This is a genomic window from Streptomyces sp. ATCC 21386 (assembly GCF_018728545.1).
Taxonomy (GTDB): domain Bacteria; phylum Actinomycetota; class Actinomycetes; order Streptomycetales; family Streptomycetaceae; genus Streptomyces.
In genome coordinates this window covers 174,574-186,654 of sequence record NZ_JAAVVL010000001.1, presented here as the reverse complement: position 1 = coordinate 186,654, position 12,081 = coordinate 174,574, and the positions used below count along the sequence as shown (strand labels likewise).

Below are 12,081 nucleotides of genomic sequence, written 5' to 3'. Positions count from 1 at the left end.
CCGGCTACCCTTCCCTGCGGATGGACTGATGCCAGTGCAGCGCCCGCCGCTCGACGGCACGGGCCACCAGGTTGATCGCGATGCCCAGCAGCCCGGTGACCAGGACCAGGGCGTAGACGTCGGCCACCGCGCCGGAGGTCTGGGCGACGGCGATCTGGTTGCCAAGACCCGGCGAGCCGATGACGAGCTCGGCGGTGATCGCCAGGACCAGCGCCACGGTGGCTGCCAGCCGTACGCCCGTCATCACATACGGCAGCGCGGTGGGCCACATGACGTGGCGCACGCGTCCCCACGTGCCCAGCTGGTAGCTGCGGGCGGTGTCGTCGGCGACCGGGTCGACGTCCTGCATCCCGGCCAGCACCTGGACGAGAACCTGCCAGAAGGAGGCGTACACCACCAGCAGCAGTTTCGATCTCAGGTCCGTGCCGTAGAGCAGTACGGCCACCGGGATCAGCGCCACCGACGGGATGGGCCGCAGGAACTCGATCGTCGAGGCGGTCGCCGCCCGCAGCACGGGCACCGATCCGATCACGATGCCCGCCGTCACGCCCGCCACGACGGCGACGGCCAGTCCGATGCCCCACCCGGTCAGGGTGTCGCCGAGCGCGGTCCAGAACGCGTCCTCGGCGAGCACCTGCCACAGGGCCCGGCCCATCTCCGACGCGGGTGGGAGGTAGTCGGCGGAGACCAGACCGGTGTGGGGCAGCGCTTGAAGCAGGACCACCAGGCCCACCAGGCCCGCTGCCCCACGCAACATCGTGGCGGCCTTCCCCGGAGAGCGCCGGGCACGTCGCGTGTCCGGCCCGTCGGGACCGCTGACGGTCCCGACGGCGCCGCCGCTCTTCGTCAGCGCAGGGGTGCTCTGGGAACCGCTCATGAGAACAGGGCGTCCAGGTCGGGCTTCTTGCCGTCGAAGAGGCCGTCCTTCTCACCGAGGGAGGCGAGCTTCTCCAGGGAGTTCATGTCGTACTCCGCGGTCCAGCTCGGCAGCGTCAGGTTCTTCAGCACCTCACCGCTGATCTTGGTGTAGGTGGTGAGGATCTGGCGCGCTTCGTCGGGGTGCCCGGCGGCGTACTCCAGGGACTCGGTCATCGCCTCGGTGAACTTCTTCACCAGCTCGGGGTCCTCCTGCGCCAGCTTGGTGGAGGCGAAGTACGTCGCGACGGTGAGCTTCGGGTCGGTGTCGGCGAACGGGGACGCCACGACACGGGCGCCCTGCCCCTTGGCGATGGTCAGCGCCGGCTCGGCCATCCAGGCGGCGTCGACCCGTCCGCTGTCCAGCGCGGCCGGCATCTGGTCGAACGGCAACTCGACGAACTTGACCTTCGAGGGGTCTCCTCCGTCCTTGCGCACCGACTCCTGGACGGTGGTGTCCCCGATGTTCTTGAGGGTGTTGACAGCCACCGTCTTCCCGGCGAGGTCCTTCGCGGACTTGACCTTGCTGTCCTTCTTGACCGCGACTCCCGTGACGTCCTTCCCGGTGACGCCGGTGGAGGCGACACCGTTGACCACGGACTTGACCGGCACACCCTTGGACTGCGCGATCATCAGCGAGGTGACATTGCTGAACCCGAACTGGAACTCGCCGCTCACTACACCGGGGATGATCGCGGCACCACCCTGGGCGGTCACCAGCTCCAGCTCGATGCCGCGACTGCTGAAGAAGCCCTTCTTCTGTCCCAGATACAGCGGCGCCACATCGACGATGGGAATGACCCCTACCTTGACCTGCGTTGCCTTGCCCCCGTCCGAGGGCGAGGAACCGCCTGCCCCAGAAGACGAGGATCCGCATCCGGTCGCGGCCGTGAACGTGACCGCTGCTATGGCAAGCCCGATGATGCCTCTTCGCATGGGCCTCTCCTGACGAGTGTGTGCGCTGTGCGAAATATTGTCCGTGTCCCGAACGGTAGCGGGAGGCTATGGCCGGGTTCGCGGTGCGTCAATAGGTGGCGTGACACCGGTAGGGCCCGGTCAGGCAGGCGCGCGGCGAAAGCCGGAGCCCCGCCACCGGCCGAAGTACGCTCGTCCGCAAGGGCGTTGCTGATGTGACGAGATCATCGCCCGGTCCGTTACACGCCTGTGCCGTTGACCGTTCCGTCAGCGGCCCGACCCGAGCGGTGGCGACCGTGCCGAACGTCTCGTCCAGCCGCGAGGTGCCACCGAGCGGCACCGTTCACCTTTCGACTTCCACGGAGGTGCGAGCGGCGCGAGTGGCGGCCGAGCGCAGGCCCGTGCGGAGATCGAGCGGGACCGCGTCGTGGGGTCGGCCGCCGCATGCCAGGAGTCGTCGGTCGCCGAGCAGCAGAGAGCACGGGCGGCACGAAGGGCCGCCGCGGCGGCGGCCGTGGCCTGCGTCCTTTGTTCCGCGACCCGTTGCCTCCGCGTCGCGGCAAGCATCGGCCGGCTTGGAGGAATCGGGGCCACACCGTCACATCCGGGGCCGGCATCTACGACTGAGCGCCAGGACGCTGGCGATCATCGCGGCGGGCATCGCGCTCGTCATGCCGCAGCTGGCGTTCGTCCTGAAGATGTGGCTGAGCGACTCCGTCCAGCAGACCATCAACGCCTACGACCCGCTCGAGAAGCTCAGCACCGTGGGCGTACTCGATCTGCTGCTCACTGGCCTCTACCCGACGATCACATGGATGGCGTTCGTGACCGCCGGCATGGCCCTGGCCCGCCTCGACCTGACCGCCGCCACCGTCCGGCGGCGCCTGGCGGCGCTCGGTGCAAGCCTCACCGTGGGCGCCTACGGCCTGGCCACGCTGCTGGGTGGCACGAGCGCGGTGTTGAGCTTCGAGGGACGCGGAGGGCCGCCCAGCGGCTCCGGAGCGGGGTCCATGGGCAGCGGCGCCGGGGCAGGGTCCATGGGCAGCGGGTCCATGGGCAGCGGGTCCGAGGGGCAGCTCGTGTCGTCGGCCTCGGACCTGCTGGGTGCCATGTCGCACACCGGCACCACCCTCGACACCATCGGCTGCGTGGGTGTCGCGATCCTCGTGATCGTGGGCGCGACGGCGGCGATCGACCGCCTGCCGCTCCTGCGCCGCCTGGCCAAACCGGTCATCGCCGTGGGCACCATGTCCCTGACCGCCTACGTGGGCCACTTCCTCGCCCAGTCCGCCTGGCCCGCCTCCGGCGCCGGCACCACGACGTCCTGGGTACCCGTGCTCACGTACATCCTGACAGCGATCGTGTTCGCCACGATCTGGTCCCGCTTCTTCCGCCGCGGCCCCCTGGAGTACCTCCTCAACGCAGCCACCAAACCCGCCAAGTACATCCGCTGAGGACCGGTCGGGGTGGCCCGCCTCCTGCCCGTCCCGACCTGGACGGCCTGCCGCCCGCAAGGCCCGCGAGGGGCTCACCCTTGCGGGCCTCGGCCGTGGTCCCGGCCGACTGATCTCAGCCCCGCCTGGCAGGGCCACCACGCTGAGCTGTCGCGCTCCCCCGGCTCGTCGGCCCACAACCGGACGCCACCCTGTCGCGGCCGCCACCCAGTGCCTGGCACATCGGTCAGGTCTCCCACGACACACCACGACCCGCCACCGCCGCCCGCCATATCCGCCGCCTCTCTCCCACACGCCTCTGCGGTGACCGTGGCGCGATCACTCGTACGCGGACACAACGCCGCTTCAGCCGTCGATCTCCGTACCAGGCGAGCCACTCGGAGTGGCTCCGCCGCCGGCGTTTGCCTACCTCTTGCAGGGTTCCGTGCCCTCCGCGTGCCCATAAGGACGGGGAACAGCGGTCAACAGCGGCGCCATCCGACCTAGACGACCGCTCCCAGAACCAGGTATCCGTGCTGGTCAGGACCTTGGAGCCCACCCAAGCGCCGTCGCTTCCCAAGCTGAGAGCGCGAGTTTGATTCTCGTCACCCGCTCCATGATGATGAAGCCCCAGGTCAGTGGCCTGGGGCTTGGTGTTGTGAGCCGTGGCGAACCGCCGCGTGCCACTACCGCGCCAGATGCTCACCACTACGCGATCTACTCGGGCGAAATCGGGCCGCGCCACTGCCCGACCCGAGGCGGTGTGGCCCCTACGAACCCATCAGGAGACGGCACTGACCCTGCCCGGCGCTTCGACACGACGCACATCAGGTGCTGATGAGGCGGCTGTCGAATCCGTCGCGCAGAAGGCGCTCATACGCGTCATGGACGTCCCCCGGTACATCCTGCTCGAGGGCGAGGCCCGGCTTTGGATACTCGATCACCCGCTGCAGGTCACCGACGAGCATGTCCACGACGAGCTTCTCGTCTCCGATGGAGTCGATGTAGTCGTCCAGTTTCAGCGGCTCGGAGGCGCAGGCGACGTCGGCCTCGGGTCACAGGTTGCGGCAGGTCGCGTACGAGCGGCGCTCCATGTGCGGCTTGGAGATCAGCAGCAGCGACTCGACCTGATCCCGCGGCAGGTCGCCGATGAGCACGAGCGAACGGCCGTACAGCTACAGGCCCTTGTCGTCGAGTCCGTGGGGGGCGTGACGCCCCAGCCAGCGGTTGGGCAGAGTCGAGGCGAACGGGAAGTCTGAACTCACCAACCTCGCTGTGGTGTTGAAGGATGCACCCGACAGCCAGGCGGCGGAGGACACGATCGAGGACCTGCGTGCGGCCGTCCATCAGGTCGACGGCGCGAACGCCCTGGCCGGCGGCACCACCGCGCAGGCAGGCCCTCGACACTCAGCGGGCCGACGACCGCAACCTGACTACGGCCGTCCCGAGCGTGTCCCTCGTCCTGCGTGTCCTGATCATCCTGCTACGAGCCTTGATCTCCCCATTCCTGCCAGTCATGGTCGTGCTGTCATACTTCGCAGCCCTCGGCGCCTAGAACCTGCTCTTCGGGCCCAGGCCGCTGGTTCTGGTGGCCGGGCAGCCTGTGCCGCACCCTTGCCTCCATCCCGGACAAGGCGCACCGGAAGTGTCGCCTCGGCCGCCGCACGGGACCCGGGCCACGAGGTTGCGTGAGCCGACGCATCGGGCTCGGATCTGGGCGGTGGCTCCTCCAAGCGAAGGGGTTGGAGGAGCCACGTGCCCGTCGATCAACACGAAGTCGGGGGACGGCTCGCTCGAACCCCGGAACTCCGTTGCCTGGTCGACCGTCCTCGGTGCCGCGGCAGTGTGACGCCGGGTGGCGCGCAGTGGCGCCGATGCAACCCAGAGCCCAGAGGCGACCGCAGGCACAACCGCTCCAGCAACCAGGCACCCCGGCTCGACCCGTGATCATGCACGAAGGTAGGTGAGAACGGCGAGGACGCGGCGGTGTCCCTCGCCGTCGAGGTGGAGTTCCAGTTTCTGCAGGATGTTGCTGACGTGCTTGTTCACCGCTGCTTCGGTGACGTACAGCTCGCGGGCGATCTCGTTGTTGGTACGGCCCTCGGCCATCAGCGCAAGCACCTCTCGCTCCCGTGGGGTGAGACGCTGCAGGGGGTCGTGGCGGCGGTTGAGGAGTTGGCGGACCACTTCGGGGTCCACGACCGTCGCGCCCGCGGCGACCTGTGCGACAGCGTCGACGAACTCGCTGACGGCGCTGACCCGGTCCTTGAGGAGGTAGCCGATCCCGGTGTCACTGCCCAGGTCGAGCAGGTGGGTCGCGTAGGACTGCTCGATGTACTGGCTGAGGACCAGGACCGGCAGCGTGGGGCGCTCCTGCCGCAGGGCGACGGCGGCGCGCAAGCCGTCGTCGGTGTTGTCCGGTGGCATGCGGACGTCGGTGACGACGATGTCGGGACGGTGGTCCCGAACGGCGGTGATCAGGGTGTCCGCGTCGGCCACGGCGGCGAGTACCTGGTGGCCGAAGCGTGTGAGCACCCCGACGAGGCCGTCCCGCATCAGCGGGGAGTCCTCGGCGACTACGACGGTCAGCGGCATGGCAGCTCCACATGCAGCAGGGTAGGCCCGCCCTGCGGGCTGGAGATCCGGAATCGGCCGTCCGCGGCGGCGACGCGGTCGGCCAGGCCGGTCAGTCCGGTACCGCCCTCCGGGGTGGCGCCGCCGATGCCGTTGTCGCCGACGGACAGCGTGAGCACGTCGGTGTGCAGGCGGGCGTGTACCTCCACTCGCATCGCCTCACTGTGCTTGATGGCATTGGCCAGGGCTTCGGCGATCACGAAGTACGCCGTGGTCTCCGCGGAGACGGGCATACGGCGGGGCAGGCTGATGTCGACCGTTACCGGCAGAACCGAGCGGGCCGCGAGGTTCTCGACCGCCGCGGCCAGGCCGTGATCGGTGAGGGCCTTCGGGTGCACACCACGACTGAGCTCACGCAACTCGTCGACGGCGAGCGCGACTTGCTCCTGAGCCTTGTCGAGTTGCCCGGCCAGTGCGGAGTCCGGCTCGGCGTCGAGGCGGGCCAGGCCGAGCATCACGTTCAGGGAGACCAACCGCTGCTGCGCCCCGTCGTGCAGGTCCCGCTCGATACGGCGGCGTTCCGCGTCGAAGGCATCGACCAGCCGGGCTCTCGAGGCCCGCACGTCGGTGAGCCGGCGGCCGAGTTCGCTGTCGCGCGGCGCCAGCATGAGACGCGTGACCGCCGCCCTGGCGCCGGCCCATGCGGTGATGGTGTACGGCGCGGCGGAGAGCAGGCAGAGGCCGACGAACACCAGTGGCCAGGCGCCGGGATCATCCAGTGGCGACATCATCACCAGTACGGGGACGACCAGGGCGAAGCCCAGAACGAGGAGATCCATCCACCACAGAGCGGTTACGGAAACCGCCGTGAAGCCGAGCTCGCGCCAGGTCGCCGGCTCCCGCAGCCGGGTCCGCAGCCATCCGACGAGTCCCGCGCGCTCAGCCGACCGGTGCGGGTCCGGCACCGGGTCCAGGTCCACCAGCCGCAGGCGCCACCGTTCGAAGCGTGTGACGACGACGCCGGACAACGCGACACCGAGCAGGATCACCGCCCCCACCAGTACGACCAGCGAGACGAGCCCCGCGACCAGCGCGACCACCAGAACGGTGCTGGTGACGGCACCGAAGACGACGCCGGACAGCAGGTAGGCGAAGGACCTCCAGGGCCAGCTGGAGCCGAGTACCTTCAGCGGGTTCTGGCCGAGCGCCTGCCAGGCGGTTCGATGTCGCATCCTGCGACCGTAGCGAGTCCAGGATCTTGAAGCGGTAGTGCCGGCACTACCTTGGGACTCCCGTGCACGCCAGTGCGTCGGCGGGGGACGGACCGGTGCACTGGGTCCATGAAGCTGATCACCCTCCGCACCGGCCCCCGTCGCAGACTCGCTGTCCTCGTATCCGCGCTCGGTGTCGCTGTGGCCGCCGTGCCGGGCTCCTCGGTCGCGCAGTCCACCGCCACCTTGGATCCGGCCTCGATCGACCGTTTCGTGGACGACTACCTGGAGCAGACCCGCCTGCCGGGCGCCGTGGTCGCCGTGACCAAGGGCGACCGGGTCGTGCACACCGCGGGGTACGGGCACACCGCGTCCGGCCAGACCATGACACCGCGAACGCGCCTGCCCGTGGCATCTCTGTCGAAGTCCATGACCGCTCTCGCCGTCATGCAACTGGTGGAGGCGGGCAAGGTCGACCTCGATCAGCCCGTGCGCCGCTACCTGCCGGAGTTCGGCATGGCCGACCGGCGCGCCGAGGAGATCACCGTCCGACAGGTGCTGACCCAGACCTCCGGCATGGCCGATTCCGCCTACCCGGACCTGACCCGTGCCCAACCGCACACCCTTGAGAAGGCGATCGCCTCGATGCGCGAAGCGCACCTCGCCTCCGCGCCGGGCACCAAGTACGGCTACCACAACCCCAACTACTTCGTTGCGGCCCGTCTGGTCGAGGTCGTGAGCGGTCGGCCCTTCGCCGACTACATGTCCGCCAAACTCTTCAAACCGCTGCGCATGACGCGTACCGCCTCCGTCAACACCACCACAGAGATGCCCGACCAGGCCCGTGGCCACGTCCGCGCCTACGGCAGGACGTTCTCCCGTCCCCACCCTCGCTGGTTCACCGCGGGCGGCCACGGCGTCGTCACCACCGCCGACGACTTCTCCCAGTGGCTGATCACCCAGAACAATCAGGGCGTGTCCGCCGATGGCCGTCGTATCGCCACCGCGCAGACCATCGAGCTCACGCACACCCCGCCGAATGCGCCGAAGGACAGCGACTACGCGATGGGCTGGCGGGCGATCCGAGACGACGACGGACGCGGCAACAAGCCCGAGGAGATCCAGCACACGGGCCAGCTCCTGACCCACAACTCGATCGCGATTCTGCTGCCTGACAGCAAGGTCGGCATCGCGGTCGTCACCAACACCGGCCTGCTTTCCGGAGACGACGCCCCCCAGATCGCGCAGGGTCTCGTCGAGCTGGCCCGGGGCAGGAACCCCGAGGTGGCCAAGCCCTTCTCGATGACGGCCGACCGGGTTCTGGCGGCCGTCACCCTGCTGGCGACGGGCCTCGGCATCCGCGGCGTGCTTCGTGCTCGGCGCTGGGCACGGCACACCGCACGGCGACGGTGGTGGAGAGTGGCACTGCGGCTGCTGCCCCATGCCCTTCCGGTCCTCTTCCTGACCCAACTCGCCTCACTCCTGGGCCTGCTGATGAACCGCTCCGGAACCCTTGCTCAGACCGCCTACGCCTGGCCCGCCCTCGTCGTCTGTGCGGGCGTCGGCGCCCTTGCCTCCACCGCGGTCGTCACCGCACGGGCCCTTGCTCTGCTTCGGCACCGCCGTGGCCGTCGCGCCCGGCACGGAGCACTCGGTGCAGGGCACGAGTACCAGACCACCCAGCCTGGCTGACAGCGCCAGGAGGGGAAGGCAGACCGGGCAGCCACACGGCTCGGAGCAGCGCGCACACCGAGGCCGAACCCGGAGACGGCCGCCGAGAAGGGCCTCACCGTCGAGGTCGTCACCTGTCATCAAGGACGTCTGATGACGGCGCCGACGTACAGAGCAAACTGCTGGCGGCTCACCTCGACCAGGAGGTACTCGACGGCTTCCGAGGCGGCGAAGTCACGGACGGCCGAGAGACGTCGCGAAGGCGCGCACCGCGTCACCTCAGCGGCACGTCTGTTCACGCGGTCCACCTCCGTCAGCAACCAAAGCTCCGCGTAAGTGAGTTCGCGGGGGCACAGTCCCCGGGGAGCTGAGGGGTGTGCACCCCGGCCCTCCGTAGCCAAGCAGAGCAGGCCCCCGCGGCACTGCGCCGGCCTGCTCTGCTTGAGTGGGGTCCACTGACTGCTCGTCAGCTCTCCTCATTCGTGCGGCGCCTGCGCGCGAGGTAGACCGCGGCGGCACCGACCGCCGCGACCGCGAGACCGGCACCCGCGAGGACGGCACCCGCGAGGACGGGAGTGCTGCTCGAAAGGATCTGCGAGCGCCAAGGCGTCCCGGTCCTCGCCGACATGGCCTACATCGGCGCGGGCGAGTGGGTCACCACCCCCGAACGCCGACCGCCCCAAGGCGAACTCACCTCGACCGAGCGGACGGTCAACCGGGCGCTGTCCGCCGCTCGTGCACCCGTCGAACGAGGAATCGCCCGCCTCAAATCCTGGCGAATCCTCCGCAGAGCCCGATGCAGCCCAACCCGCATGACGTCAATCGCCAAGGCCGTCCTCACCCTGGAGCGGCACCGCTGAAAACCCTCATTGAGTGACCTGGGACTGGTCGGTGCGACGACTCGTGTCGGTGCTCAAAGGGCCTTGCCCTGTTCGGACGCCGGGTCCGGAGTGATCGACGGCGGGGTCAGCCGTCAGCCGGGGAGCCGGGGGTGATCCTCCGGGCCAGGGGCACCAGACGTTCGTCGCCCTGCGCCCTGCCGCTGGTGTCGGCGAGGGCACCCACGTCCTGGAAGCCGCGCGCCACACCCACGGAGGCGACGTTCTGCTTCGGCTGCACCACCTGGGCGCTCTCGCTGAAGGCTCCCTGTCCCAGCCCTGTGGCCTCGGTGACCTTCACATCACGCATGCCCGCGGAGGCGGGGTCGCGTACCAGGCTGTGCGCGGCGGAGAGTTCGGCGGCGTAGGAGCGGTCGGAGGGGTTGAGGGTCAGCATGGCTGTCCCGTCGCCGACGTCTCCGGCAGAGCCGTCTTCGACGGCGACCTCCTCACGATGTACCTACCCACCCGGACCACCGTCCGGACCTGCTCACAAGAGCTCATGGGCCAGATATAATAGATGGCACTGTTGATATCCATGGAGGTGCCATCGATGAGTCGAACCGTGATCGACCTTGACGACCAGCTGGTCGCGGACGTGGCCAAGGCCCTCGGCACCAGCACCAAGAAGGAGACCGTGAACACCGCACTGCGCGAGGTCCTGGAGAACCGTCGGCGGGCCCTGGCGCTCACTCGCCTGCGGGCCTCGGCGGCCGAGGGCGCGTTCGACCTCGACCTCTTCGAGGACAAGGGGAACTACCGCCGGTGAACGCCGCGCAATACCTGATCGACACCAGCGCACTCGCCCGCATGCTGCGAGGCGACGCCGAGCGGTACGGCTGGGACCAGGCAACAGCCGCCGGGCTCATCGCCACCTGCCCCATCACCGAGCTGGAATTCTTCTACAGCGCACGTTCCGCCGCCGACCGCGCACAAGGCATCGAGGACATGCGCCTGATCTTCGGCTGGGTGCCGGTCGACGATCGCGCCTACGACCGCGCCTGGCGGGTCCAAGAGGTCCTCACCCAGCGCGGACAGCACCGCAGCGCCGGGGCCGTCGACCTGGTGGTGGCCGCCACGGCCGAGTTGCAGGGGCTCACTCTGCTGCACCGCGACCGGGACTTCGAGTGTATCGCCGCCGTCACCGGCCAGGCGCTCCAGTGGTACGGACCCGAAGCTGGCAAATGAACCAAGGGCGAGCACCGGCCGTTCCGGGGAAGCCGCGACCATTGACCTTGCAGCGTAAAACGAGTTTCCTCCAAGCTCTGTGCACGCGCGAAGACGTTTCCGACTGGACGTCCGACCGAGCCCCAGCTCAACACCGTGTCCGTCCAAGCAGGCACTCCTCCCCACCGGGCCTCGCGCTCCGTGCCCATAGCGTGCCCGTAGGAGCGGACAACCACGGTCAACGGCGGTTCGATCCGACGCGCACGACCGCCCGAGCAAGAGCCATCTGCCCACGTCAGAGCCATACGGCCCGGCCAGGCGCCGTCGCTTCCCAAGCTGAGAGCGCGAGTTCGATTCTCGTCACCCGCTCCATGGCTAAGGCCCAGGTCAGAGACCCGGGCCTTTTTGCTGTCCGCTGTGATCACTCGCCGCGTGCCGGATTCGTGCCAGAAGGCTCGTCGAGCCCCCTGTCCCGGGTGGCAGCGCGCGCCTTCCGCACGGTCGCATCCAGCCCGGCGGCCACCACCTCCTGCCGCTCGTCGTCGGAGGGCTGGTAGATCAGCGCGGCCTTCTCCGAGGACTGCCCGGCGCGAACCATGGTGTCTTTGAGCGTGGCACCGGAGCCCGTGGAGAGCGTGTGCCCGGTGTGCCGGAGGTCGTAGAACCGGAAGCCCTCGGGCATCCCTACGGCCTCCCGCGCCCGCCGCCACTTCCGTCCGAAGGAACTGCGCCGAAAGGGAGCACCCTTCTCCCCGGCGAAGATCAGCCCGTCCAGGCCTGGCTCGGCGTAGCTATCCAGGTGCCAGCGGAGCTCCCGGCGGAGGAACGCGGGAAGAATCACAGTCCTGGTGCCCGCCTCGGATGTGGTGTCGCCCTGGACGCGTCGGCCGTTCATCCGCTCCGGCTCGGCGAGGCGGACGCGAACGCGCAGGTTGTCGAGGTCGACGTCCCGGCGGCGGAGGCCGGCCAGCCCCTCCGGCCGCAGCGGACCGTACGCGCCGAAGTGGACCATGAGTCGCCACCGCATCCCTACCGCTTCGGCGAGGGCGTCGCCCTGGGCGACGGTGGCGATGCGGCGCTCCGCCGCTCTCTCCTTCCCCGCGCCCTTGATCCGGCACGGGGAGCGGCTTCACGAATGACGGTGACTTCGGCAGCCGGCCACGGGCCGTCTCCGGTGCTGCGGAGGAACGCGGCCGTCTCAGTTTCCGTCTCATTCAGCCCCGCTCACGGTCGTTCAGGCGAGACCCGGAGCCGTCCCCACGCCAGTGGTCATCCGCCCATGAACCCAGGGGAACGGCCCCGAACGACGCCCAAGAC

The 12,081-nt window shown here is 69.3% G+C and carries 8 protein-coding genes and 4 pseudogenes; 5 read left to right on the top strand and 7 right to left on the bottom strand.

The window, feature by feature from the left end; all coding sequences use genetic code 11:
- Positions 1-4: 4 nt before the first annotated feature.
- Positions 5-757 carry an ABC transporter permease gene (locus tag GWK25_RS00865; protein ID WP_215457118.1) on the bottom strand — a complete coding sequence of 251 codons (753 nt, stop codon included), beginning with the start codon at positions 755-757 and terminating at the stop codon, positions 5-7.
- Positions 758-873: 116 nt separating this feature from the next.
- Positions 874-1,851: an ABC transporter substrate-binding protein gene (locus GWK25_RS00860; RefSeq protein ID WP_215447891.1), complete on the bottom strand. Its 978-nt coding sequence runs from the start codon at positions 1,849-1,851 to the stop codon at positions 874-876.
- A gap of 596 nt (positions 1,852-2,447) precedes the next feature.
- Here GWK25_RS00860 and GWK25_RS00855 point away from each other — a divergent pair.
- A pseudogene (locus GWK25_RS00855) lies at positions 2,448-3,284 on the top strand (DUF418 domain-containing protein); the annotation flags it as partial.
- A gap of 806 nt (positions 3,285-4,090) precedes the next feature.
- Here the strand turns inward: GWK25_RS00855 and GWK25_RS00850 are convergent.
- The 3 genes and pseudogenes from GWK25_RS00850 to GWK25_RS00835 all read right to left on the bottom strand — a co-directional run.
- Positions 4,091-4,390: pseudogene (locus GWK25_RS00850) on the bottom strand (YdcF family protein); the annotation flags it as partial.
- Positions 4,391-5,210: 820 nt separating this feature from the next.
- Complete coding sequence (locus GWK25_RS00840) at positions 5,211-5,858, bottom strand: response regulator transcription factor (RefSeq protein ID WP_215447890.1); 648 nt, start codon at positions 5,856-5,858, stop codon at positions 5,211-5,213.
- Entirely contained in the window at positions 5,849-7,069 is a 1,221-nt protein-coding gene (locus tag GWK25_RS00835; protein ID WP_215447889.1) for a sensor histidine kinase, read from the bottom strand. The genes GWK25_RS00840 and GWK25_RS00835 overlap by 10 nt, the downstream gene beginning before the upstream one ends.
- Before the next feature lie 108 nt (positions 7,070-7,177).
- Between GWK25_RS00835 and GWK25_RS00830 the strand changes: the two genes are divergently transcribed.
- Positions 7,178-8,740: a serine hydrolase gene (locus GWK25_RS00830; RefSeq protein WP_215447888.1), complete on the top strand. Its 1,563-nt coding sequence runs from the start codon at positions 7,178-7,180 to the stop codon at positions 8,738-8,740.
- A gap of 566 nt (positions 8,741-9,306) precedes the next feature.
- Positions 9,307-9,579: pseudogene (locus tag GWK25_RS00825) on the top strand (transposase family protein); the annotation flags it as partial.
- A 106-nt stretch (positions 9,580-9,685) separates the two neighbouring features.
- Here GWK25_RS00825 and GWK25_RS00820 read toward each other — a convergent pair.
- The gene (locus tag GWK25_RS00820) at positions 9,686-9,994 is read right to left on the bottom strand and encodes a hypothetical protein (protein ID WP_215447887.1); all 309 of its coding nucleotides are present in this window, start codon (positions 9,992-9,994) and stop codon (positions 9,686-9,688) included.
- Between the two features lie 156 nt (positions 9,995-10,150).
- Between GWK25_RS00820 and GWK25_RS00815 the strand changes: the two genes are divergently transcribed.
- Positions 10,151-10,366, top strand: a complete 216-nt coding sequence (locus GWK25_RS00815; RefSeq protein WP_215447885.1) for a type II toxin-antitoxin system VapB family antitoxin — start codon at positions 10,151-10,153, stop codon at positions 10,364-10,366.
- The gene (locus GWK25_RS00810) at positions 10,363-10,785 is read left to right on the top strand and encodes a PIN domain nuclease (RefSeq protein ID WP_215447883.1); all 423 of its coding nucleotides are present in this window, start codon (positions 10,363-10,365) and stop codon (positions 10,783-10,785) included. The genes GWK25_RS00815 and GWK25_RS00810 overlap by 4 nt, the downstream gene beginning before the upstream one ends.
- A 400-nt stretch (positions 10,786-11,185) precedes the next feature.
- Here GWK25_RS00810 and GWK25_RS00805 read toward each other — a convergent pair.
- Positions 11,186-11,890 (bottom strand): annotated as a pseudogene (locus tag GWK25_RS00805) (tyrosine-type recombinase/integrase); the annotation flags it as partial.
- Positions 11,891-12,081: the final 191 nt, after the last annotated feature.

Bases quoted from the DNA above. Each gene is read 5' to 3' on its own strand.
- GWK25_RS00865 (WP_215457118.1), bottom strand. From the start codon at position 757: ATGTTGCGTGGGGCAGCGGGCCTGGTGGGCCTGGTGGTCCTGCTTCAA.
- GWK25_RS00860 (WP_215447891.1), bottom strand. From the start codon at position 1,851: ATGCGAAGAGGCATCATCGGGCTTGCCATAGCAGCGGTCACGTTCACG.
- GWK25_RS00840 (WP_215447890.1), bottom strand. From the start codon at position 5,858: ATGCCGCTGACCGTCGTAGTCGCCGAGGACTCCCCGCTGATGCGGGAC.
- GWK25_RS00835 (WP_215447889.1), bottom strand. From the start codon at position 7,069: ATGCGACATCGAACCGCCTGGCAGGCGCTCGGCCAGAACCCGCTGAAG.
- GWK25_RS00830 (WP_215447888.1), top strand. From the start codon at position 7,178: ATGAAGCTGATCACCCTCCGCACCGGCCCCCGTCGCAGACTCGCTGTC.
- GWK25_RS00820 (WP_215447887.1), bottom strand. From the start codon at position 9,994: ATGCTGACCCTCAACCCCTCCGACCGCTCCTACGCCGCCGAACTCTCC.
- GWK25_RS00815 (WP_215447885.1), top strand. From the start codon at position 10,151: ATGAGTCGAACCGTGATCGACCTTGACGACCAGCTGGTCGCGGACGTG.